The sequence below is a fragment of the Alistipes finegoldii DSM 17242 genome, assembly GCF_000265365.1.
Classification (GTDB): domain Bacteria; phylum Bacteroidota; class Bacteroidia; order Bacteroidales; family Rikenellaceae; genus Alistipes; species Alistipes finegoldii.
On the sequence record NC_018011.1, the window covers coordinates 1915110 to 1937470 of the forward strand.

A 22361-nucleotide genomic window follows, 5' to 3' on the forward strand; every position below is an offset into this window, starting at 1 on the left:
TGCGGATCAGATGACGATATTGATGATCTTGCCCGGCACGACGATGACCTTTTTCGGGGTTTTGCCTTCGAGCCATTTCTGCGCTTCGGGCAGCGTCACGACGTCGGTCTGCATCTGGGCGGGCGTCAGCGACGTGGCGTACTCTTTCTTGAAGCGGAGTTTGCCGTTGATCGAAACCGGGTACTCGAATGCGCTCTGCGCGAGGTGTTTCTCGTCGTAAACCGGATAGTCGGCCGTGCAGACCGAGGTGGTGTGTCCCAGCGCCGCCCAAAGCTCCTCGGCGATATGGGGCGCGAAGGGGGCGAGCAGCACGGTCAGCGGCTCGATGATCTCGCGCTTGTTGCACTCGCCCAGTTCGTTGAGACAGATCATGAATGCCGAGACCGAAGTGTTGAACGAGAAGTTCTCGATGTCCTCGCTGACCTTCTTGATCGTCTTGTGCAGCGTGCGCAGCTCCTTTTCGTCGGCCTTCTCGTCGGTGACGATCAGCCTGCCGTCGCGGTCGTAGAACAGCCGCCAGAAACGGCGCAGGAACTTGTAGACGCCGTCGATGCCGTTGGTGTCCCACGGCTTGGACTGTTCGAGCGGGCCGAGGAACATCTCGTACATGCGCAGCGTGTCCGCGCCGTAGTTTTCGACGATGTAGTCGGGGTTCACGACGTTGTAGAACGATTTGGACATCTTCTCGATGGCCCAGCCGCAGACGTATTTGCCGTCTTCGAGGATGAATTCGGCGTCCTTGTATTCGGGCATCCACGCGCGGAAGGCGTCGATGTCGAGGATGTCGTTGCGGACGATGTTCACGTCCACGTAGAGCGCCTGCGTCCGGTACTGCTCCTTGAGACCCAGCGAGACGAACTTGTTGGTGCCGACGATGCGGTACACGAAGTTCGAACGGCCCTGAATCATGCCCTGATTGACGAGTTTACGGAACGGCTCCTCCTCGCATACCACGCCGAGGTCGTAGAGGAACATGTTCCAGAAGCGCGAGTACATGAGGTGTCCCGTGGCGTGCTCGATGCCGCCGACGTAGAGGTCCACGCTGCGCCAGTATTCGTCGGCTTCCCGGCCGACGAGCGCCTGATCGTTGTGCGGGTCCATGTAGCGGAGGTAGTAGGCCGACGATCCGGCGAATCCGGGCATGGTCGAAAGTTCGTAGGGCCAGCCTTCCGGCGTCGCCCACTCCTTGACGCGGGCCAGCGGCGGTTCGCCCTGCTCCGTGGGGCCGAAGTCGGCGACGGGAGGCAGTTCGAGCGGCAGTTTGTCCTCGGCGAGCGGGCAGGCGATGTCGTTCTTGTAGTAGATCGGGAACGGCTCGCCCCAATAGCGCTGGCGCGAGAAGATGGCGTCGCGCAGGCGGTAGTTGATGCGCTTGCGGCCCAATCCGCGCCGTTCGATTTCGTCGAACATGAGACCGATCGCCTCTTTTACATCCTTGCCGTTGAGGAAATCCGAGTTGATTACTTTGCCCGATTTGGCGTCGTACGACTCCTGCGAAATGTCGCCGCCCTCGACTACCGGAACGATCTCCAGCCCGAAGTGGCGGGCGAAGGCGTAGTCGCGCGAGTCGTGCGCCGGAACGGCCATGATGGCGCCCGTGCCGTAGCCTGCCAGCACGTAGTCCGAAATGTAGATCGGAATGGCTTTGCCGGTGAAGGGATTGACGGCGTAAGAGCCTGTAGCAACGCCACTTACACGTTTCGTCTCGGCGATGCGTTCGCGTTCCGAACGCTTCTTGGCCTGACAGATGTACTCCTCGACGGCGGCCCGGTTTTCGGGCGTCGTCAGGCTGTCGACCCACTCGTGTTCGGGGGCGATGACCATGAAGGTGACGCCGAAGATCGTGTCGGGGCGGGTGGTGAATATTTCGAGTTTCCGGTCCGAATCCTTGATGTCGAAGAAGACCTGAGCGCCTTCGGAGCGGCCGATCCAGTTGCGCTGGATCTCCTTCAGGGAGTCGCTCCATGCGAGTTTGTCCAGTCCGTCGAGCATGCGCTGGGCATAGGCCGTCACGCGCAGAAGCCACTGCTTCATGCGCTTCTGCTCGACCGGATAGCCGCCGCGGACCGAAAGTCCGTCGTGCACTTCGTCGTTGGCCAGCACGGTTCCCAGTTTCGCACACCAGTTTACCATCGTGTCCGCGCGGAACGCAAGGCGGTAGTTCTGCAGTGTCTGCTCTTTCTCGGCCTCCGACATGGCGCGCCACTCTTCGGCCGTGAAGTGCAGCTCCTGCGTGCAGGCGACGTTCAGCCCTTCGGTGCCGTTCCGCTCGAAGGCCGCAGTCAGCTCCTCGATCGGGCGGGCCTGCTGCCTGTCGTTGCAGTAGTAGGAGCCGAACATTTTGAGGAACGCCCACTGCGTCCATTTGTAGTAGCCCGGATCGCAGGTGCGGACTTCGCGGTCCCAGTCGAACGAGAAGCCGATTTTGTCCAATTGCTCGCGGTAGCGGGCGATGTTCTGCTCGGTGGTGACGGCCGGATGCTGGCCCGTCTGGATGGCGTACTGTTCGGCCGGAAGGCCGAAGGCGTCGTAGCCCATCGGATGCAGGACGTTGAAGCCCTTCTGGCGCTTGTAGCGCGAGTAGATGTCCGAGGCGATGTAGCCCAGCGGGTGGCCCACATGCAGGCCGGCGCCCGACGGATAGGGGAACATGTCCAGCACATAGAATTTGGGCCGCGACGGATCGGTCTCGACCTTGTAGGTTTTATCCTCCTGCCAGCGGCGCTGCCACTTGGACTCGATCTCCTTGAAATTGTACTCCATGATATAGCTCGGTTCTGATTTGTCGCTTTGTTGCGGATTTCCCGCAAAGATAGGAAAAAATGTTTTACAGGGTGCAAAAGGGTGTGAAAAAAGGCGCTCCTGCGGGGAGCGTCTCCGGGTGCGGCGGCGGATGCGGATTTCCGCAGCCGTTTCGCCGGGTGCGGACGGGCGTTGCCGTGTCGCGGCGGTGTCGTGCTGTACCGCTGTCGCGCTGCTCTGCTGCTCTTCCGCAGCGTGGAGCTGGGGTGGGCTGCTGTCTTGCTGCGCCGGCGTCGTGCCGGCGCAGAGTGTCGCCGACGCGCCGCGGCGGTCTCTTGCGGGCGGTTAATTGATCAGGATGCTCGTCACTTTGGCGCCGGGGTCGAAATCCTGCGGCGAGATGCGCGGGGTGACGCCGCCGGCGTGTGCTTTTCCGAGCTTTTTCCGGCCTTCTTCGCCGAGTCCCGAAACTCTGTATGTCATGCCGTTGAGGGTGATGACGAGCCGTCCGTCGTTGTCGGTCTGGGAGATGCCGCCGTTTTCGAAAAGGTGGTTTACGTCCGTTCCCGGCGCGATGCCGTCCGTTGATCCGACTCCCGGTCCGAAAATTTCGATCGATTCGATTTCGTCGCCGTACGCCCGCGCCTCCATGACCGGCTCCCCGGCCAGCGTGAAGCGCAGCACGGTCTCTCCTGCGGGAGTCCGGTCGGTTGTGAATGTGTCGTAAAGCCCCGGATGCGACGCCGGGATCTGCGCGGCGGACATGGTGAGCAGGACCGGTCCCGCGCCGAGCGGATTGGCCGTGAAAAGGGGCTGGCGGCGGCTGTCGCAGGCCGAAATGCAGAGCGCCGCCAGTGCGAACGCAAAAGTCGTGAGGAGTCGTTTCATGCTTCGTTCGGAATTTTTGCAAATATAGCGAAATCGGCCGGATGGCCGCGCTGCCGCGGTCGGTGCGTGCCTACGCCCGGAACGGATGTAAGCCGATGATAAATAGCCGGTTGTTGATTTGTGTATAAGTAAAAAGTTATATGCTTTATATTTGTATCAGTAAAAAGAATTGCAAAACGGCTGAAATGCAGGAAAACAGCGAAAAAAGATGCTCATATATATTGTAATTCCGAAAAAATGCGTACCTTTGCAGTCCATTTTGGACAATGGAGATAGATTTTTTAACAATTAAAAGGACAGTTTAAGAAATGCCAACTATTCAACAGTTAGTGAGAAACGGTCGAGTTCGCATGGAGGATAAGAGCAAATCTCCGGCACTCGCCGCGTGTCCCCAGCGCCGAGGCGTATGTACCCGCGTGTACACCACGACCCCGAAAAAGCCTAACTCGGCTATGCGTAAGGTAGCACGTGTAAGATTGACCAACGGCAAGGAGGTCAACGCCTATATCCCCGGAGAAGGCCACAACTTGCAGGAGCACTCCATCGTGCTTGTCCGCGGCGGTCGTGTGAAGGACCTCCCCGGTGTACGTTATCACCTCGTGCGCGGCGCGCTCGACTCGGCAGGCGTGGACGGCCGTCGTCAGCGTCGCTCGAAGTACGGTGCAAAACGCCCCAAGGCCGGTAAATAATCACAAGAAACATTAATTTTAGACAATTTTCGAATAAACAATGAGAAAAGCTAAGCCAAAAAAGCGAATTCTACTTCCGGATCCGAAGTTCGGAGACGTGTCCGTGACCCGTTTCGTGAACAACCTTATGCTGGATGGTAAGAAGAGTATTGCCTACACCATTTTCTACGATGCGTTGGAGCTGGTGGGCAAGAAGATGAAGGATGCTGATAAATCTCCGTTGGAAATCTGGAAACAGGCCCTTGAGAACATCACACCCCAAGTCGAAGTGAAATCGAAGCGTATCGGCGGTGCGACGTTCCAAGTTCCGATGGAGGTTCGTCCGGAGCGCAAGATTTCTATTTCCATGAAAAACCTTGTCCTCTATTCCCGCAAGCGCGCCGGCAAGACGATGGCAGATCGACTCTCAGCAGAGATAATGGATGCCTTCAACCAGCAGGGCGCCGCCTTCAAACGTAAGGAGGAGATGCACCGCATGGCCGAGGCCAACAAGGCATTCGCACACTTTAGATTCTAAAAAAGGAGACTGACAGATGGCAACCAGAGATTTAAATTACACTCGCAATATCGGCATCATGGCTCACATCGATGCCGGTAAGACCACCACGTCGGAGCGTATCCTTTTTTACACGGGCAAAACCCACAAGATCGGCGAGACGCACGAAGGCGCTGCCGTTATGGACTGGATGGTTCAGGAGCAGGAGCGCGGTATCACGATCACCTCGGCCGCAACGACCGCATTCTGGAACTACAAGGGCAATCAGTATCAGATCAACCTGATCGACACTCCGGGACACGTGGACTTCACCGTCGAGGTGGAGCGTTCGCTGCGCGTGCTGGACGGCGCCGTTGCGACGTTCTGCGCCGTGGGCGGCGTCGAGCCCCAGTCGGAGACCGTATGGCGTCAGGCCGACAAGTACAACGTCCCCCGTCTGGGTTATGTCAACAAGATGGACCGCACGGGCGCCGACTTCTTGGCCGTGTGCGCGCAGATCAAAGAGCACTTCGGTGCGACGGCCCTGCCGGTCGTTCTTCCCATCGGCGCCGAGGACAAGTTCGAGGGTCTGGTAGACCTTATATATAATAATGCGATCTACTACTACGACGACAAGACCGTGCGCGACAACTTCGAGCTGAAGGAGATTCCCGAATCGATGAAGGCCGAGGCTGCCGAATGGCGCGCCAAGCTCATCGAAGAGGTTGCGGCGACCGACGACGCCCTGATGGAGAAATTCTTCGAGGATCCGGATTCGATCACGGCCGAGGAGCTGCTCGCAGCTATCCGCAAGGCCACGATCTCGATGCAGGTCGTGCCGATGCTCTGCGGTTCGTCGTTCCACAACAAGGGCGTTCAGAAACTGCTCGACTACGTGATGGCTTTCCTGCCTTCGCCGCTCGACGTGCCCGCAGTGACGGGTATCAACCCCAAAACCGAGAAGGAAGAGACGCGTAACGCCTCCGAGGACGATCCGTTCTGCGGTCTGGCGTTCAAGATCGCTACCGACCCGTTCGTAGGCCGTCTGGCTTTCGTGCGCGTTTACTCCGGTAAACTGGACGCAGGTTCCTATGTGCTGGATACCCGCAGCGGCAAGCGCGAGCGTATCAGCCGTATCTACCAGATGCACGCCAACAAGCAGAATCCGATGGAGACCGTCGGCGCCGGCGATATCTGCGCTGCCGTAGGTTTCAAGGAGATTCGCACGGGCGACACGCTCTGCGCCGAGAACGCACCGATCGTTCTGGAGCAGATGACCTTCCCCGAACCGGTGATCGGTCTGGCGGTCGAGCCTAAGACCCAGAAGGACCTCGACAAACTCGGCATCGCGCTGGGTAAGCTGGCCGAGGAAGACCCCACCTTCACGGTGCATACCGACGAGGATTCGGGACAGACCGTCATTAGCGGTATGGGCGAGCTGCACCTCGATATCATCGTAGACCGTCTGCGCCGCGAGTTCGGTGTGGAGATCAACCAAGGCGCTCCTCAGGTCAACTACAAGGAGGCGCTCACCAAGACGGTTCAGCACCGCGAGGTCTTCAAGAAGCAGACCGGCGGTCGCGGTAAGTTCGCCGACATCATCTTCGAGATCGGTCCCGCCGACGAAGGTCAGATCGGACTCACGTTCGTGGATGAGGTCAAGGGCGGTAATATTCCCAAGGAGTTCATTCCTTCTGTTCAGAAAGGTTTTGCTTCGGCGATGGACAACGGCGCTCTGGCCGGCTACAAGATGGACTCGATGAAGGTTACCCTCAAGGACGGTTCGTTCCACCCGGTAGACTCCGACCAGCTCTCGTTCGAGATCGCTGCCCGTAACGGTTACCGCGCAGCTGCTCCCAAGGCCGGTTCGGTGATTCTGGAGCCCATCATGTCCGTGGAGGTCGTGACCCCTGAGGAGAGCATGGGTGATATCATCGGCGACCTGAACAAGCGCCGCGGACAGATCACCGGCATGGAGTCCAAGGGCACGGCTCGCGTCGTGAAGGCCAAGGTTCCCCTGTCGGAAATGTTCGGCTATGTGACCGTGCTCCGTACCATTTCGTCGGGCCGCGCCACTTCGTCCATGGAGTTCTCGCACTTCGAGGAGGTTCCTGCCAACTTGGCCAAGGAGATCATCGAGAAAGCGAGTGGTAAACGTAAGGATATAGAATAAGAAAACATATGAACCAGAAGATTAGAATCAAGTTAAAGTCATTCGATCACAATCTCGTGGACAAATCGGCCGAGAAGATTGTGAAGACTGTGAAGAGCACGGGCGCCGTTGTGAGCGGTCCTGTGCCCCTTCCCACGCACAAGCAGATTTTCACGGTGAACCGCTCGACTTTCGTCAACAAGAAAGCCCGCGAGCAGTTCCAGCTCTGCACCTTCAAGCGCATCCTCGACATCTATTCGTCGACGCCCAAAACGATCGACGCGCTGATGAAACTGGAGCTTCCCTCAGGTGTGGAGGTCGAAATCAAGGTGTGATAACGGAAGGCTTGTACCTGTTGAGTATAGCAACGAAAGATCACTTTATTTATAACAAACAATCGACAACAAATGTCAGGACTTATTGGAAAGAAAATCGGAATGACTTCCGTTTACAGTGCCGAGGGTAAGAATATACCATGCACTGTCATTGAGGCTGGTCCGTGCGTTGTTACGCAAATCAAGACCGTGGAGAAGGACACCTACGAAGCGGTACAGATTGCCTATGACGAGAAAAGTGAAAAGCACACCAGCAGCAGTTTGTTAGGACACTTCAAGAAAGCCGGCACTACCCCTAAGCGCAAAATGGCTGAATTCAAGGGTATGCCCGAAGTGAATCTCGGCGACACGCTTACCGTGGAACTCTTCTCGGAAGAGGACTGGGTGGACGTGACCGGGATATCGAAAGGTAAAGGCTTCCAAGGCGTTGTGAAGCGTCACGGTTTCGGCGGCGTGGGCGGACAGACCCACGGTCAGCACAACCGTCAGCGCAAACCCGGTTCGCTGGGCGCATCGTCCTATCCCTCGCGCGTCTTCAAGGGCAAGCGCTTGCCCGGCCAGATGGGCGGTGAGCAGGTCAAGGTTTTGAACCTGCGCGTATTGAAAGTTATTCCTGAGAGCAACCTTATCCTCGTGAAAGGTTCGATTCCGGGAGCAAAGGGTGCTTATTTAACAATTGAGAAGTAGTATGGAATTAGCTGTTTTAAACACACAAGGAAAAGAAACGGGTCGTAAGGTAGTTCTTTCGGACGCCGTCTTCGGCGTGGAGGCTAATGACCACGCTATCTACCTCGACGTGAAGCAGTATCTTGCTGATCAGCGTCAGGGCACGCACAAGTCGAAGCAGCGCAACGAAGTCGCCGGCTCGACGCGCAAGCTCAAGCGTCAGAAAGGCACTGGCGGCGCCCGTTGCGGCAGCATCAAGTCTCCGCTGTTTCCGGGCGGCGGCCGTATCTTCGGTCCCCAGCCCCGCGATTACAGCTTCAAGCTCAACAAGAAGCTCAAGCAGCTCGCTCGTCGCAGCGCTTTGACCTACAAGGCTCAGGCAGGTGCGATCAGCGTTGTGGAAACCCTCTCGCTGGATGCTCCCAAGACCAAGGCTGTCGTGGCTTTGGCCGACGCACTGAAAGTTGCAGACAAGAAAGTGCTGCTGGTTCTCCCGGAGTCCAACGCCAATCTTCAGCTTTCGTGCCGCAACCTGCCTTACGTACAGCCCGTGCTGGCTCAGAACGTCTGCACCTACGACGTGATGAACGCATCGGCGATCGTGATGGTGGAAGGTGCCGAGAATGTTTTGAATACGATGTTAGCTTAAAAACGCAAGACACACAATGGAAATTATTATTAAGCCGGTTTTGACCGAAAAAATGACGATTCAGGGCGAAAAGTTGAATCGCTACGGTTTTATCGTTGACGTGAGGGCTAACAAGCTGCAGATTCGCAATGCCGTAGAGCAGATGTACAACGTCGTCGTGACAAATGTGAACACCGTGAACTACATGGGCAAACTCAAGAGCCGCTTTACCAAAGCCGGGCTTCTGGAGGGTCGCGCTAACAACTTCAAGAAGGCTATCGTCACCTTGAAGGACGGAGATAAGATAGATTTTTACAGTAATATCTAACGAAGATGGCAGTAAAAAAATTCAAACCCGTTACTCCGGGTACAAGACATAAGATCATCGGTACGTTCGACGAAATCACGACGAATAAGCCTGAGAAATCGTTGCTCAGCCCCCAGAAGAATTCGGGCGGACGCAACAATTCCGGTAAGATGACGGTCCGCTATATCGGCGGCGGTAACAAGCAGATGTATCGTAACATCGACTTCAAACGCACCAAGGACGGCATCGCTGCGACTGTAAAAACTATCGAGTACGATCCCAATCGTACCGCACGTATTGCACTTCTGGTATATGCCGACGGTGAGAAGAGCTACATCATCGCACCGAACGGACTCCAAGTGGGGCAGACCGTGGTAAGCGGCGCAGGCGTCGCTCCCGAAGTCGGAAACACGCTCTTCCTGAGCGAGATTCCGCTGGGTACGGTCATCCACAATATCGAACTCTACCCCGGTCAGGGAGCCGCGATGGCTCGCTCCGCCGGTTCTTACGCCCAGCTGCTGGCTCGTGAGGGCAAATTCGCCATCATCAAGCTGCCTTCGGGCGAGACTCGTATGGTACTCGTAACTTGCCGCGCTACCGTGGGTGTCGTGTCGAACATCGACCACAGCCTCGAAAGCTCCGGTAAGGCTGGTCGTGAGCGTTGGCTCGGCCGTCGTCCGCGCAACCGCGGCGTGGTGATGAACCCCGTCGATCACCCGATGGGTGGTGGCGAAGGCCGTGCGTCGGGTGGTCACCCCCGTTCGCGCAAGGGTCTCTTGGCCAAGGGTTACAAGACGCGTAATCCCAAGAAGACGACCTCGAAGTTTATTATTTCCAAGAAGAAAAAATAATTAAATAAGAGTACATAATGAGCCGTTCATTAAAAAAAGGACCGTTTATCGACCCCAAGCTCGAAGCGAAAGTCGTCGCTCAGGCCGAAGGTAACAAAAAGTCGGTCATCAAAACTTGGTCGCGTGCAAGTATGATCTCGCCTGACTTCGTAGGTCAGACGATCGCTGTCCACAACGGAAACAAGTTTATTCCGGTGTATGTAACAGAGAATATGGTAGGACACAAGCTCGGTGAGTTTGCTCCCACCCGTAACTTCCGCGGTCACGCAGGTAACAAGAAAAAATAGGTAGAAAATGGGTGCAAGAAAAGCAATAAAAGCCGAGAAAATCAAGGCTGAGAAGAAGCAGAAAGCAATCGCTGTTCTGCGTGATTGCCCGACCTCTCCCCGCAAGATGCGCCTCGTGGCCGACATCATCCGCGGCGTCGAGATCAACAAGGCATTGGGCATCCTTCGTTTTTCGAAGAAGGAGGCGTCGATCCGTATGGAGAAACTGCTCAAGTCGGCTATCGCCAACTGGGAAGCCAAGAACGAAAACGAACGTCTGGAAGACACCAAGCTGTGCGTGAAAGAGGTATTCGTAGACGGAGGCCGCATGCTGAAGCGTATTCAGGCAGCGCCTCAGGGCCGCGCTCACCGCATTCGCAAACGTTCGAATCACGTGACGATCGTAGTTGATAAAATGGTAACCGTAGAAAACAAGTAATCAGATGGGACAGAAAGTTAATCCGATAGCAAATCGTCTTGGTATCATCCGCGGTTGGGATTCCAACTGGTTCGGCGGCAAAGACTTCTCCGAGAAGCTGGTCGAGGACGCCAAGATCCGCAAATACCTGAATGTCCGTCTGGCCAAGGCAAGCATCTCGAAGATCATCATCGAGCGCACGCTGAAACTGGTTACGGTAACCATTTCCACCGCCCGTCCGGGCATCATCATCGGCAAGGGCGGTCAGGAGGTCGACAAGCTCAAGGAAGAGCTGAAGAAGCTCACCGGCAAGGAGATTCAGATCAATATCTTCGAGGTAAAGCGTCCTGAGGTGGATGCCGTCATCGTAGGCCAGAACATCGCCCGCCAGCTGGAGGGCCGCGTATCGTTCCGCCGCGCCGTGAAGACGGCCGTGGCATCGACCATGCGCATGGGCGCCGAGGGTATCAAGATTCAGGTTTCCGGCCGTGTAGGCGGTGCCGAGATGGCCCGCAGCGAAACCATCAAGGAGGGGCGTATTCCGCTGCATACGTTCCGTGCCGACGTGGATTTCTGCCTGACCGAGGCGCTCACGAAAGTGGGTATTCTGGGTGTGAAGGTTTGGATCTGCCAAGGCATCGTGTACGGCAAGCGTGACCTGTTCGAGATTGCAGGCGCATCGGCGCAGGCTCCTTCGGGGGACCGTGGCGAGCGCGGTGATCGCGGAGACCGTCGCGGCCGCGGAGACCGTCGCGGAGGACGCGGCGACCGTGGCGACCGCGGTGGTGACCGTCGTCGCAACAACAACAATAAGTAAGTCGGACCTTTTTAAAGCAAAACAACAATGTTACAGCCGAAAAAGACCAAATTTAGAAGAATGCAGAAGGGTCGTATGAAAGGTATCGCTCAGAGAGGTAACCAACTTGCATACGGATCGTTCGCAATCAAGGCACTTGAATCGACTTGGATCACAGGTCGTCAGATAGAGGCGGCCCGTCAGGCCATCACCCGTTACATGAAGCGTGAAGGTCAGCTCTGGATCCGCATCTTCCCCGATAAACCCATCACGAAGAAACCCGCCGAGGTGCGTATGGGTAAGGGTAAGGGTAATCCCGAAGGATTCGTGGCGCCCGTTACTCCCGGACGTATTCTCTTCGAGGCGGAAGGCGTGCCCTTGGAAATCGCGCAGGAGGCCCTGCGTCTGGGTGCCCAGAAACTGCCTATTACCACCAAGTTTATCGTACGGCGTGACTACGTCGAAACCACAATCTAACGAGACGACAAGATGAAAAGTGCAGAAATCAAGGATATTTCGATCAAGGACCTGCAGGAGCGCATCGAGACCGAAAAGGCGCAGCTGGCGAAGCTGAAGGTGCAGCACGCGGTGTCTCCCGTCGAGAACCCTTCTATCATTAAGAAAAATCGCAGAGATATAGCTCGCATGCTGACAATCCTGCGTCAAAAGAACGCCTAATAAGGAATAACTATGGAAAGAAATCTTAGAAAAGAGCGTATTGGGGTGGTTGTCAGCAACAAAATGGAAAAGACCATTGTGGTTGCGGTCGCACGCAAAGTGAAGCATCCCATTTACGGTAAGTTCGTCAACAAGACGACGAAGTTCGTCGCTGAGAGCCTCGACGAGACCTGCAAGGAGGGCGATACCGTGCGCATCATGGAAACCCGCCCGCTGAGCAAGACGAAGCGTTGGAGATTAGTACAAATCATTGAAAGAGCTAAGTAATTATGGTACAGCAGGAAAGTAGACTCATAGTAGCTGATAACAGCGGTGCGAAGGAAGTCCTCTGCATCCGGGTGCTCGGCGGCACCAAGCGCCGCTACGCATCTATCGGTGATAAGATTGTGGTGGCTGTCAAGAGCGCGACTCCTTCGGGCGACGTCAAGAAGGGCGCCGTGTCGAAAGCGGTTGTCGTAAGAACGACCAAGGAAATCAGACGCGCCAACGGTTCGTACATTCGTTTCGACGACAACGCCGTGGTGCTGCTTAACAACCAGGGTGAAATGCGCGGTACTCGTATATTCGGCCCCGTAGCTCGTGAGCTGCGCGACCAGTATATGAAGATTATCTCCCTCGCACCCGAAGTATTGTAATCATAAAAACAATTTCGGATATGTCAGTGAAATTACATATTAAGAAAGGGGATATGGTCCAAGTCATTGCCGGTGACAACAAAGGCCAGCAGGGCAAAGTCCTGAAGGTCGAGGTTACGAAGCAGCGTGCCATCGTCGAAGGCGTGAACCTCTGCAAGAAGGCTACCAAACCCAACGCGCAGAATCCCCAAGGCGGCATCGTCGAGAAAGAAGCGGCGATCCACATCTCGAACTTGCAGGTGCTCGACCCCAAAAGCGGTAAACCCACGAAGGTCGGTCGTAAGCTCAATGCAAAAGGTAAATTAGTCCGTTACGCTAAAAAGTCAGGGGAGGAGATCAAATAATGGCATACGTACCTACACTCAAGACACAATATAAGGAGCGGATCGAACCCGCCCTTATGAAGGAGTTCGGTTATTCGAGCGTCATGCAGTGCCCGAAGCTCACGAAGATCGTTATCAATCAGGGTATGGGACAGGCTGTAGCCGATAAGAAGCTTATCGACGTGGCCGAGGCCGAGCTGACGCAGATCACGGGCCAGAAAGCCGTGCAGACGCGTTCGCGCAAGGACATCTCCAACTTCAAGCTGCGTAAGGGCATGCCCATCGGCGTGCGCGTGACGCTGCGCGATACGAAGATGTACGAGTTCTTGGAGCGTCTGATCGCCGTGGCTCTGCCCCGCATCCGCGACTTCAAGGGTATCAACGAGAAGTTCGACGGTCAGGGCAACTACACCCTCGGCATCACCGAGCAGATTATCTTCCCGGAGATCGACATCGACAAGATCACCAAGATCTTCGGTATGGAGATTACGTTCGTTACCACGGCCAAGACCGACGAGGAGGCTTACGCGCTGCTCCGCGAATTCGGCCTTCCTTTCAAAAACGCTAAAAAGAATCAATAAGCTATGGCAAAAGAGTCAATGAAGGCACGCGAGGTAAAACGCGTGAAACTCGCAAACCGCTATGCACACAAGCGCGAGGAGATTGCTGCCAAGTTGAAGAGCGGTGAGATCGACCACGAGGAGGCTTGGGTTGCGCTTTCGAAGCTGCCCCGCAACTCGAATCCGATCCGCCAGCACAACCGCTGCAAGATCACGGGCCGTCCCAAGGGCTATATCCGCCTGTTCGGCATCAGCCGTATCCAGTTCCGCGAGATGGCTTCGAAGGGTCTGATCCCCGGCGTTACGAAAGCAAGCTGGTAATATTTTCGGATGCCGGATCATATCCGGTATCCGAAAATTCATTTTCTGCCGGGAGGCAATCCGAAGGGGGAGGGGAGTAGGGCTATGAAGGCTCTAAGGTAGGCTAAGTTCGTCCGAAGGGAGGGACAAGGTTTGCCGGTTAAGCTCATCTGAAGGAGAAATCCCGGATACGAGTCCGGATTTTGAGGGCGCAAGCCCGTGGACGGACGGCTGTCGCTGAGACGGCCCGGCGTCGGAGAGGGGCTTTGCAGGAGGGGGAAACCCGGAATGCGGAGCGTGAACCCGGCGATTGTGCGCAGGCCGATGAAGCGTGCCGCAGTCCGATACCGCAGAGATCGGGGCTTATATGGGTGCAGAACCCGAGTAGTTACGTCGCAATGTCGAGGAAAGTGCCGCCGCAAGCGGTAACTTCTCGGCGGCGGGGCGGAAATCGAGGGGTTAGGCATTTGGTTACAAATTTCTCGGACCAAGGGGCCGGAGAGAGACCGCGCAGAATGCGTACGGCACGGCGTAACCCGTTGAATGACTGGGCGGCGCGTGTGGACGCGGATGCGGCGTGTCGGGCGGGCGGAAAGCTGCCGCAGCGTCGTCGGACGGAATCTTCTCCTGAAAAGGCGGACGGTTGTCGATGGGAATTTTTGTACGGGGCATGTTAGCAACACCTCAGTGCTAACATTGTCCGTATTCCGGCATCGGCACTTAAAACGCTGAAAATAGGCTCGTAACTTGGTTTTTTGAGAAATAATATGTATATTTGCGCGCTTTATCCCCATGCCGAACGGCCTGTCGGAGAGCGCAAAAGCGCTGAACGAGAGGCGCAAAACGAAAAACATCCGAAGCGGCGGCGAGTCTGTTGAAAGATTCAAGGCGCTGAGGACCAAATAATTAACTAATTCATTAATTTTTAACTTCTATTCGTTATGACTGATCCTATTGCGGACTTTCTGACCAGAATTAGAAACGCAGTGAAAGCCAACCACAAGGTGGTTGAAGCTCCTGGCTCAAAAATTAAGCAGGAAATCACTAAGATTCTTTACGAGCAGGGCTACATCCTCGCTTACAAATTCGACACCGACGAGAAAGGTCACCCGTCGATCAAAATCGCCCTTAAATGGGACGCTGCCACCAAGGGCAACGCCATCAAGGACCTCAAGCGCGTGAGCCGTCCGGGTCTGCGCCAGTATGTGTCGGTGGCCGACATGCCCCGCGTGCTGAACGGTCTGGGCATCGCCGTGCTCTCGACTTCGAAAGGCATCATGACCGACGCCAAGGCCCGTAAGGAAAACGTGGGCGGCGAGGTGCTGTGCTACATCTACTAACGGAAATTTTTAAACAAGAACAACAATGTCAAGAATTGGTAAATTACCTGTAAACCTGCCCGCCGGCGTTACCGTAGAGGTTTCGGCCGACAATGTGGTAAGCGTGAAAGGGCCACTCGGGACGCTGAGTCAGAAAGTGGACTCGGACATCAAGGTAGAGGTCGGCACGCACAAGGACATCCACACCGGAAACGAAATTCCCGCCGTGCTCGTATCGCGTCCTACCAACCAGCCCCGCCACCGTTCGCTGCACGGTCTCTACCGCGCGCTGATCAACAACATGGTCGTCGGCGTATCGAAGGGCTACGAAATCAAACAGGAGCTCGTGGGCGTCGGTTTCAAAGCCGAAGTCAAGGGCCAGATTCTCGAAATGAGTCTCGGTTATTCGCACGACACGCATTTCATGCTTCCCAAGGAGGTGACCGCTACCGCCGTGACGGAGAAGAAGGGCAACCCGATCGTAACGCTGAAGAGCATGGACAAGCAGCTCATCGGCCAAGTCGCCGCCAAGATCCGTTCGCTGCGCAAGCCGGAGCCGTACAAGGGCAAGGGTATCAAGTTCGTCGGCGAGCAGTTGCGTCGCAAGGCCGGCAAATCAGCAGGTGCTAAATAGTAAATAGTCTAGAGTTATGTCATTGAACAAGATAGAAAGAAGAGAGAGGATCAAGATGCGTATCCGCAAGATCGTGAGCGGAACCGCCGAACAGCCTCGCATGACTGTATATCGTAGCAACAAGCAGATCTACGTGCAGTTTATTGATGACCTTGCAGGTGTGACCATGGCTGCGGCATCCTCGCTGGACAAAGAGGTGGCGGAAGCCGCCGCCGGCAAGAACAAGTGCGAAGTAGCCGCCCTCGTGGGCAAACTGGCTGCCGAGCGCGCTGCCGCCAAAGGCATTTCGTCCGTAGCGTTCGACCGCAACGGCTACCTGTATCACGGAAGAGTTAAACAGCTGGCCGAAGCAGCACGCGAAGGCGGTCTTAAATTCTAAGCGATTATGTCAAATACCAACATAAAGAAAGTACGCACTAGCGATCTCGAGCTTAAGGACAGACTCGTAAGCATTCAGCGTGTTACCAAGGTAACCAAGGGAGGTCGTACATTCAGTTTCTCGGCCATTGTCGTCGTCGGTAACGAGGACGGCGTCGTAGGCTACGGTCTGGGCAAGGCTTCGGAGGTTCAGTCGGCCATCGCCAAAGGCGTGGAGGACGCAAAGAAGAATCTTGTGAAGATCCCCGTTATCAACGGTACGATTCCCCACAAGCAGGAGCTCCGTTTCGGCGGTTCGCTCGTCATGATCCGCCCGGCCGCTCCCGGTACGGGTATCATCGCCGGCGGTGCCATGCGTGCCGTGCTGGAGTCGGTGGGCGTGAAGAACGTGCTCGCCAAGAGCAAAGGTTCGTCGAACCCCCACAACTTGGTGAAGGCTACCATCGGCGCTCTCTGCGAGCTGCGCGATGCGCACAGCATCGCCCGCCTGCGCGGTATCTCGATGGACAAGGTGTTTAACGGTTAATTTCGTAGAGACAAATGGCAAGATTGAAAATCACCCAAGTCAAAAGCCGCATCGGCGCAACCGAGCGTCAGTGCAAAAACCTCGACGCGCTGGGACTGAAGAGGATCAACGCGAGCGTCGAGCACGACGACTCGGCGATCATCAAAGGCATGATCGAGCGTGTGAAGCACCTCGTCAAAGTGGAAGAGGTAGCCGTCAAGAAGGCTGCAGCGCCCAAGGCTAAGAAAGCCGAGGCTACGGAGGCAGCAGCAGAATAAGTTTAACAGCTAAGAAGTAATTTTACGATGGAACTCAATAATCTCAAACCTGCAAAGGGTTCAACGCACCACGACAAACGTATCGGTCGCGGTGCCGGTTCGGGTCACGGTGGCACGGCCACGCGTGGTCACAAGGGTGCGCAGTCGCGTTCGGGTTACTCGCGTAAGCTGGGCTTCGAAGGCGGTCAGATGCCGCTCCAGCGTCGTCTCCCCAAGTTCGGTTTCACCAACCTGAAGCGCGTTGAATTCAAGGCGATCAACCTCTCGACCCTTGAGGAGCTGGCCGCCAAGAAATCGCTCGCCGAGATCACGGTAGACACGCTTATCGCCGCAGGTTTCATCTCGTCGAAGGACAAGGTGAAGATCCTCGGTAACGGCGCTGTTACCAAGGCGCTGAGCGTAAAGGCTCACGCATTCTCGAAGAGCGCCGAAGCGGCCATCACGGCCGCGGGCGGCAGCGTCGAAAAACTCTAGGAACCCTTAGAAACCGAAAATTATGAATCAGTATCTCGTTGTTGGCGTCGTCTTTTTAGTGGTAATCGCTCTTTTGGCGACCAACAAGAAATTGGTTGAAACGCTCAAGAATATCTACAAGATCGAGGAGCTGCGCAAACGTGTGATCTACACGATCGGGCTGCTGCTGGTCTACCGCTTGGGTAGTTTCGTAGTGATTCCGGGCATCAACCCCAACGCCTTGGGCGAGGGGTCGGCTTACGCCAGCCAGCTGGAGGGCAACGGACTGCTGGGTCTGTTGAACGTATTCTCCGGCGGCGCATTCGGCAACGCCGCGATTCTTGCGCTCGGAGTCATGCCGTACATCACCGCCTCCATCATCATCCAGCTCATGGGTATGATGATCCCGTATTTCCAGAAAATGCAGAAGGAAGGTGAGAGCGGCCGCCGCAAGATGAACCAGTGGACGCGCTTTCTGACGATCGGCGTGCTGATCCTGCAGGGTCCGGCGTATATCGCCAACCTGTATCATCAGGTCCCCACTGCATTCGTTTACGGCAACTCGTTCGGCTTCGTTGCCTATGCGACGACGATCCTGATCGCGGGTACCATGTTCATCATGTGGCTCGGCGAGAAGATCACGGACAAGGGTATCGGTAACGGTATCTCGCTGATAATCATGATCGGCATCGTGGCACGTCTGCCCCATGCGCTGTTGGCCGAGGTCAATGCGCGCTTCCAGACCGCCAGCGGCAGCGCTATCATGCTTATCCTCGAACTGGTGCTCCTGTTCCTCGTCTTCATGGCGACGATCGCCCTCGTGCAGGCTGTCCGCAAGGTCCCTGTACAGTATGCAAAGCGTATCGTCGGTAACAAACAGTACGGCGGCGTACGTCAGTACATTCCGCTGAAGATGAATGCCGCGAATGTGATGCCTATCATCTTCGCGCAGGCTCTGATGTTTATTCCGGCGCTGTTCTCCGGGACGGCTTTCGCGGCTGCCTTCAGTTCGATGACCGGCTTCTGGTACAACTTCACGCTTGCAGTGCTGGTAATCGCGTTCACCTACTTCTACACCGCGATTATCATCAATCCTCAAATGATGGCCGATGACATGAAGCGAAACGGCGGCTTTATTCCGGGTGTGAAACCGGGTAAGCAGACCGTGAACTACATCGACACCATCATGACGCGTATCACGCTCCCCGGTTCGTTCTTCCTTGCCATCGTGGCGATTCTGCCCGCTCTGGCGATGAAGTTCTTGGGCATACAGCAGGCGTTCGCCTACTTCTACGGAGGTACGTCGCTGCTGATTATGGTCGGCGTGGTGCTCGACACTCTGAAGCAGATCGAGAGCTACCTGCTGATGCGCCACTACGATGGTCTGATGAAGACCGGACGTATTCAGGGGCGTCATTAGGAGTTTTCCGAAGAGTTCTTAGCGAAGAATGATATATATAAAGACAGACGAGGAGATAGAGCTGCTCCGCGAGAACAATATACTGGTGTCGAAGACACTGGCGGAGGTGGGTCGCCACATCCGTCCGGGTGTCACCACCAAGTTTTTGGACTCGATTGCCGAGGATTTCATCCGCGCGCACGGAGCAGTTCCCGCCTTCCTCGGATATCAGGGATTTCCCGCTTCGTTGTGTGTATCGGTAAACGAACAGGTAGTTCACGGTATCCCATCCTCGAAATGCGTCCTCAAGGAGGGCGACATCGTTTCGGTCGATTGCGGTACGTTTATGAAGGGGTTTGTTGGTGATTCGGCGTATACGTTCGCCGTCGGAGAGGTTGCCGAGGAAGTACGGCAGCTTATGGAGGTCACCAAAGAGGCTCTTTATAAAGGTACGGCGCAGGCTAAAGCCGGCAACCGCGTAGGCGACGTGTCGGCAGCCGTGCAGGAGTATGCCGAAAGCTTCGGTTACGGCGTGGTGCGGGAGTTGGAGGGACACGGTTTGGGTCGCAAGATGCACGAAGACCCCGGTGTTCCGAACTACGGCGCCCGCGGCAGAGGACCGCTCCTCAAGGAGGGAATGGTCATCTGCATCGAACCCATGATAAACATGGGGACCAAAGCGGTGGTTTTCGAAAGGGATGGCTGGACAGTCCGCACGCGCGACCACAAACCCGCGGCGCACTACGAGTTCGCCGTCGCGGTCCGAAAAGACGGTCCCGACGTGCTGACGGACTTTAGTATCATCGAACAGGCAATTAACAAGTAAGACTCTATGGCTAAACAGGCTGCTATTGAAAGGGACGGCACGATCATCGAGGCCCTGTCCAACGCGATGTTCCGCGTCGAGCTGGACAACGGACACGTACTCACCGCCCATATCTCAGGGAAGATGCGTATGCATTACATCAAAATCCTTCCCGGAGATAAAGTTAAAGTGGAGATGACGCCCTACGATTTGACGAAGGGACGTATATCTTTCCGGTACAAATAACATTAGATTGCTTGAAAATCATGAAAGTAAAAGCATCCATCAAGAAGAGAAGCGAGGATTGCAAGATTGTGAAGCGTAAGGGGAAACTCTACGTCATTTGCAAGAAGAATCCCAAGTTTAAAATGCGCCAAGGGTAATGTTTAAACGGTTTATTAAAGAAGAAAAAGAATTTATATGGCACGTATAGTCGGTGTAGATTTACCAAAAAATAAGAGAGGCGAGATCGGCTTGACCTATATCTACGGTATCGGTCGTTCGACGGCTCGCAAGATTCTCGAAGTCGCTGGCATCAGCTACGACCTCAAAGTACAGGACTGGTCGGACGACCAGGTCGGCGCAATCCGTTCGACGATTGCCGACATGGGCATCAAAGTCGAAGGCGAATGCCGCTCGGCCGTCCAGCTCAACATCAAGCGTCTGATGGATATCGGCTGCTACCGCGGCATCCGTCACCGTCTGGGTCTTCCCGTTCGCGGTCAGTCGACCAAGAACAACGCCCGCACCCGCAAGGGACGCAAGAAGACTGTCGCAAACAAGAAAAAGGCAACAAAGTAATCTTTAGAGAATTATGGCAAAGAAAACTGGAACAGTTAAGAAAAAGGTTGTTAAGGTCGGTGCCGTGGGTAACGCTTACGTACACTCCACTTTCAACAACGTGATCATCACCATCACCAACGAGGTGGGTGACGTCATCAGCTGGTCTTCGGCCGGTAAGATGGGTTTCCGTGGTTCGAAGAAGAATACTCCGTATGCCGCACAGACCGCTTCGGCCGACTGCGCGAAGGTCGCTTACGACATGGGCCTGCGCAAGGTGAAAGTGTATGTCAAGGGACCGGGTGCCGGTCGCGAATCGGCCGTGCGCACCATCCACGGCGCAGGTATCGAGGTGATGGAGATCATCGACGTTACTCCGCTGCCGCACAACGGTTGCCGTGCTCCTAACCGCCGCCGCGTATAATCTGCGTCGGGGTAAGGAATATTTCTAAGGTTTTAAAAAAGTCAAAACAATGGGAAAATACATAGGACCAAAATCGAAGATCGCCAGAAAGTTCGGCGAAGCTATTTACGGTGCGGACAAGGTGCTCGAAAAGCGCAACTTTCCTCCCGGACAGCACGGTCTGGCGCGTAAGCGCAAGAAAGTGTCGGAGTACGGCACGCAGTTGAGCGAAAAACAGAAAGCCAAGTATACGTACGGTCTGCTGGAGAAGCAGTTCGCACGCACGTACGATCAGGCGGCCCGTATGGGCGGCATCACGGGCGAGAACCTGCTGAAGCTGCTCGAATGCCGTCTGGACAACGTTGTTTACCGCTTGGGTATCGCCCCGACGCGTGCAGCTGCCCGCCAGCTCGTTTCGCACTGCCATATTTGTGTGAACGGCAACGTCGTGAACATTCCTTCGTACTCGCTGCGTGCGGGTGACGTCGTGTCGGTTCGCGAGAAGTCGAAGAGTCTGGAAGTGATTTCGGCATCTCTGGCCGGCGGTTCGAAGAGCCGCTACGCTTGGCTTGAGTGGGATAACGCCTCGATGAGCGGCAAGTTCCTGCAGAAGCCTGAGCGCGAGGAGATCCCTGAAAACATCAAGGAGCAGCTCATCGTCGAGTTGTACTCGAAGTAGTAATCAAACAAATTCAAATATATTATGGCAATATTAGCATTCCAGAAACCTGAAAAGGTTATTATGCTTGAATCCACTTCATCGTTCGGAAAGTTCGAGTTCCGGCCGCTGGAGCCCGGATTCGGTATGACTGTCGGTAACGCTTTGCGTCGTATTCTGCTCTCTTCGCTGGAGGGTTACGCAATCACGACTGTCAAGGTAGCCGGTGTCGACCACGAGTTTGCCGCTATCCCCGGCGTGATGGAGGATATGTTGAAAATCATCCTCAATCTGAAGCAGGTTCGTTTTATCCGCACAGTCGATAATCAGGATGCCGAGAAGGTCTCCATTAACGTTGCGGGTGTGACGGAGCTGACTGCCGGATATATCTCGAATTACCTCTCGTTCTTCAAGGTGTTGAACCCCGATCTGGTGATCTGCCACCTCGCGCCCGGCACGAAGATGCAGATGACGCTGACCATCGGCAAGGGCCGCGGCTACGTACCCGCCGAGGAGAATACTCCCGCCGAGTGCGAGTTCGGAACGCTTCCGATCGACTCGATCTTCACCCCGATCAAGAACGTGAAGTATTCCATCGAAAACTATCGTGTCGAGCAGAAGACCGACTACGAGAAATTGAATTTGGAAATTACTACCGACGGGTCGATTCACCCCAAGGAGGCTCTGAAAGAGGCCGCGAAGATTCTCATCCAGCACTTCATGCTCTTCTCCGACGAGAAGATCACCGTCAACATGGAAGACACCAACGGCGCCGAAGAGTTCGATGAGGACGTACTCCACATGCGCCAGCTGCTGAAGACCAAGCTCTCGGATCAGGACCTGAGCGTCCGCGCCCTGAACTGTCTGAAAGCCGCCGACGTGGACACCGTGGGGGACCTCGTGAAGCTCAACCGCAACGACCTGCTGAAGTTCCGCAACTTCGGCAAGAAGTCTTTGACGGAGCTTGACGAGCTGCTGACCTCGCTCAACCTTAAGTTCGGTATGGACGTATCAATCTACAAACTTGACAAAGATTAATT

Annotated in this window: 34 protein-coding genes; 32 read left to right on the plus strand and 2 right to left on the minus strand. The window is 55.5% G+C overall.

All coding sequences use genetic code 11. The annotated features are described in order from the left end of the window. Positions 1-6: 6 nt before the first annotated feature. Complete coding sequence (gene leuS, locus ALFI_RS08325) at positions 7-2763, minus strand: leucine--tRNA ligase (protein ID WP_014775490.1); 2757 nt, start codon at positions 2761-2763, stop codon at positions 7-9. 324 nt (positions 2764-3087) lie between these two features. Next, a complete protein-coding gene (locus tag ALFI_RS08330; RefSeq protein WP_014775491.1) occupies positions 3088-3630 on the minus strand; it encodes a hypothetical protein in 543 nt (180 codons plus the stop codon). A 308-nt stretch (positions 3631-3938) separates the two neighbouring features. Between ALFI_RS08330 and rpsL the strand changes: the two genes are divergently transcribed. The 32 genes from rpsL to ALFI_RS08490 all read left to right on the plus strand — a co-directional run bounded on the left by rpsL (position 3939) and on the right by ALFI_RS08490 (position 22359). After that, a complete protein-coding gene (gene rpsL / locus ALFI_RS08335; protein ID WP_009597595.1) occupies positions 3939-4319 on the plus strand; it encodes a 30S ribosomal protein S12 in 381 nt (126 codons plus the stop codon). A gap of 40 nt (positions 4320-4359) precedes the next feature. Then, positions 4360-4836, plus strand: coding sequence for a 30S ribosomal protein S7 (gene rpsG / locus ALFI_RS08340; protein ID WP_009597682.1), 477 nt, complete (start codon positions 4360-4362; stop codon positions 4834-4836). A gap of 16 nt (positions 4837-4852) precedes the next feature. Beyond that, positions 4853-6967, plus strand: coding sequence for an elongation factor G (fusA, locus tag ALFI_RS08345; RefSeq protein WP_009597621.1), 2115 nt, complete (start codon positions 4853-4855; stop codon positions 6965-6967). 8 nt (positions 6968-6975) lie between these two features. After that, positions 6976-7281, plus strand: a complete 306-nt coding sequence (gene rpsJ / locus ALFI_RS08350) for a 30S ribosomal protein S10 (protein ID WP_004329464.1) — start codon at positions 6976-6978, stop codon at positions 7279-7281. 72 nt (positions 7282-7353) lie between these two features. Continuing rightward, on the plus strand, positions 7354-7968 hold the full coding sequence (rplC, locus tag ALFI_RS08355; RefSeq protein ID WP_009597589.1) for a 50S ribosomal protein L3: 615 nt from the start codon (positions 7354-7356) through the stop codon (positions 7966-7968). 1 nt (position 7969) lies between these two features. After that, positions 7970-8596, plus strand: a complete 627-nt coding sequence (gene rplD / locus ALFI_RS08360) for a 50S ribosomal protein L4 (RefSeq protein WP_009597617.1) — start codon at positions 7970-7972, stop codon at positions 8594-8596. Positions 8597-8612: 16 nt separating this feature from the next. Beyond that, positions 8613-8903 carry a 50S ribosomal protein L23 gene (gene rplW, locus ALFI_RS08365; protein ID WP_009597698.1) on the plus strand — a complete coding sequence of 97 codons (291 nt, stop codon included), beginning with the start codon at positions 8613-8615 and terminating at the stop codon, positions 8901-8903. A 5-nt stretch (positions 8904-8908) separates the two neighbouring features. Next, positions 8909-9733 carry a 50S ribosomal protein L2 gene (gene rplB, locus ALFI_RS08370; protein WP_009597703.1) on the plus strand — a complete coding sequence of 275 codons (825 nt, stop codon included), beginning with the start codon at positions 8909-8911 and terminating at the stop codon, positions 9731-9733. A 17-nt stretch (positions 9734-9750) separates the two neighbouring features. Continuing rightward, on the plus strand, positions 9751-10020 hold the full coding sequence (rpsS, locus tag ALFI_RS08375; RefSeq protein ID WP_009597568.1) for a 30S ribosomal protein S19: 270 nt from the start codon (positions 9751-9753) through the stop codon (positions 10018-10020). Between the two features lie 7 nt (positions 10021-10027). Further along, on the plus strand, positions 10028-10438 hold the full coding sequence (gene rplV / locus ALFI_RS08380) for a 50S ribosomal protein L22 (RefSeq protein ID WP_009597606.1): 411 nt from the start codon (positions 10028-10030) through the stop codon (positions 10436-10438). A gap of 4 nt (positions 10439-10442) precedes the next feature. Then, positions 10443-11234: a 30S ribosomal protein S3 gene (gene rpsC, locus ALFI_RS08385; RefSeq protein WP_009597687.1), complete on the plus strand. Its 792-nt coding sequence runs from the start codon at positions 10443-10445 to the stop codon at positions 11232-11234. A gap of 27 nt (positions 11235-11261) precedes the next feature. Beyond that, the gene (rplP, locus tag ALFI_RS08390; RefSeq protein ID WP_009597694.1) at positions 11262-11690 is read left to right on the plus strand and encodes a 50S ribosomal protein L16; all 429 of its coding nucleotides are present in this window, start codon (positions 11262-11264) and stop codon (positions 11688-11690) included. A 12-nt stretch (positions 11691-11702) separates the two neighbouring features. Further along, positions 11703-11891 (plus strand): 50S ribosomal protein L29, encoded by a 189-nt coding sequence (gene rpmC / locus ALFI_RS08395; RefSeq protein WP_009597619.1) that lies wholly within the window; start codon positions 11703-11705, stop codon positions 11889-11891. 12 nt (positions 11892-11903) lie between these two features. Further along, a complete protein-coding gene (rpsQ, locus tag ALFI_RS08400; RefSeq protein WP_009597655.1) occupies positions 11904-12158 on the plus strand; it encodes a 30S ribosomal protein S17 in 255 nt (84 codons plus the stop codon). 2 nt (positions 12159-12160) lie between these two features. Further along, positions 12161-12526 carry a 50S ribosomal protein L14 gene (rplN, locus tag ALFI_RS08405; protein WP_009597702.1) on the plus strand — a complete coding sequence of 122 codons (366 nt, stop codon included), beginning with the start codon at positions 12161-12163 and terminating at the stop codon, positions 12524-12526. A gap of 20 nt (positions 12527-12546) precedes the next feature. After that, a complete protein-coding gene (gene rplX, locus ALFI_RS08410; RefSeq protein WP_009597581.1) occupies positions 12547-12870 on the plus strand; it encodes a 50S ribosomal protein L24 in 324 nt (107 codons plus the stop codon). Continuing rightward, positions 12870-13430 carry a 50S ribosomal protein L5 gene (rplE, locus tag ALFI_RS08415; RefSeq protein ID WP_009597608.1) on the plus strand — a complete coding sequence of 187 codons (561 nt, stop codon included), beginning with the start codon at positions 12870-12872 and terminating at the stop codon, positions 13428-13430. The genes rplX and rplE overlap by 1 nt, the downstream gene beginning before the upstream one ends. A gap of 3 nt (positions 13431-13433) precedes the next feature. After that, positions 13434-13730 carry a 30S ribosomal protein S14 gene (gene rpsN / locus ALFI_RS08420; RefSeq protein ID WP_009597626.1) on the plus strand — a complete coding sequence of 99 codons (297 nt, stop codon included), beginning with the start codon at positions 13434-13436 and terminating at the stop codon, positions 13728-13730. A 920-nt stretch (positions 13731-14650) separates the two neighbouring features. Continuing rightward, positions 14651-15049 (plus strand): 30S ribosomal protein S8, encoded by a 399-nt coding sequence (gene rpsH / locus ALFI_RS08425; RefSeq protein ID WP_009597633.1) that lies wholly within the window; start codon positions 14651-14653, stop codon positions 15047-15049. A gap of 25 nt (positions 15050-15074) precedes the next feature. Then, the gene (gene rplF / locus ALFI_RS08430; RefSeq protein WP_014775493.1) at positions 15075-15662 is read left to right on the plus strand and encodes a 50S ribosomal protein L6; all 588 of its coding nucleotides are present in this window, start codon (positions 15075-15077) and stop codon (positions 15660-15662) included. Positions 15663-15678: 16 nt separating this feature from the next. Then, complete coding sequence (gene rplR, locus ALFI_RS08435; protein ID WP_009597644.1) at positions 15679-16041, plus strand: 50S ribosomal protein L18; 363 nt, start codon at positions 15679-15681, stop codon at positions 16039-16041. A gap of 6 nt (positions 16042-16047) precedes the next feature. After that, positions 16048-16566, plus strand: a complete 519-nt coding sequence (gene rpsE, locus ALFI_RS08440) for a 30S ribosomal protein S5 (protein WP_009597688.1) — start codon at positions 16048-16050, stop codon at positions 16564-16566. Positions 16567-16580: 14 nt separating this feature from the next. Continuing rightward, positions 16581-16823 carry a 50S ribosomal protein L30 gene (gene rpmD, locus ALFI_RS08445; protein ID WP_009597624.1) on the plus strand — a complete coding sequence of 81 codons (243 nt, stop codon included), beginning with the start codon at positions 16581-16583 and terminating at the stop codon, positions 16821-16823. Between the two features lie 27 nt (positions 16824-16850). Next, positions 16851-17297 carry a 50S ribosomal protein L15 gene (gene rplO, locus ALFI_RS08450; RefSeq protein ID WP_014775494.1) on the plus strand — a complete coding sequence of 149 codons (447 nt, stop codon included), beginning with the start codon at positions 16851-16853 and terminating at the stop codon, positions 17295-17297. A gap of 22 nt (positions 17298-17319) precedes the next feature. After that, positions 17320-18696 carry a preprotein translocase subunit SecY gene (secY, locus tag ALFI_RS08455; RefSeq protein ID WP_009597575.1) on the plus strand — a complete coding sequence of 459 codons (1377 nt, stop codon included), beginning with the start codon at positions 17320-17322 and terminating at the stop codon, positions 18694-18696. Between the two features lie 28 nt (positions 18697-18724). Continuing rightward, on the plus strand, positions 18725-19501 hold the full coding sequence (gene map, locus ALFI_RS08460; RefSeq protein ID WP_009597701.1) for a type I methionyl aminopeptidase: 777 nt from the start codon (positions 18725-18727) through the stop codon (positions 19499-19501). Positions 19502-19507: 6 nt separating this feature from the next. Continuing rightward, complete coding sequence (gene infA / locus ALFI_RS08465; RefSeq protein ID WP_009597667.1) at positions 19508-19726, plus strand: translation initiation factor IF-1; 219 nt, start codon at positions 19508-19510, stop codon at positions 19724-19726. 20 nt (positions 19727-19746) lie between these two features. Beyond that, positions 19747-19863 carry a type B 50S ribosomal protein L36 gene (gene ykgO, locus ALFI_RS08470; protein WP_010262443.1) on the plus strand — a complete coding sequence of 39 codons (117 nt, stop codon included), beginning with the start codon at positions 19747-19749 and terminating at the stop codon, positions 19861-19863. 37 nt (positions 19864-19900) lie between these two features. Continuing rightward, complete coding sequence (gene rpsM / locus ALFI_RS08475; protein WP_014775495.1) at positions 19901-20281, plus strand: 30S ribosomal protein S13; 381 nt, start codon at positions 19901-19903, stop codon at positions 20279-20281. 13 nt (positions 20282-20294) lie between these two features. After that, on the plus strand, positions 20295-20684 hold the full coding sequence (gene rpsK, locus ALFI_RS08480; RefSeq protein ID WP_009597689.1) for a 30S ribosomal protein S11: 390 nt from the start codon (positions 20295-20297) through the stop codon (positions 20682-20684). A gap of 49 nt (positions 20685-20733) precedes the next feature. Beyond that, on the plus strand, positions 20734-21342 hold the full coding sequence (rpsD, locus tag ALFI_RS08485; RefSeq protein ID WP_009597605.1) for a 30S ribosomal protein S4: 609 nt from the start codon (positions 20734-20736) through the stop codon (positions 21340-21342). Positions 21343-21366: 24 nt separating this feature from the next. Continuing rightward, entirely contained in the window at positions 21367-22359 is a 993-nt protein-coding gene (locus tag ALFI_RS08490; RefSeq protein ID WP_009597697.1) for a DNA-directed RNA polymerase subunit alpha, read from the plus strand. The last annotated feature ends 2 nt before the right edge of the window (positions 22360-22361 follow it).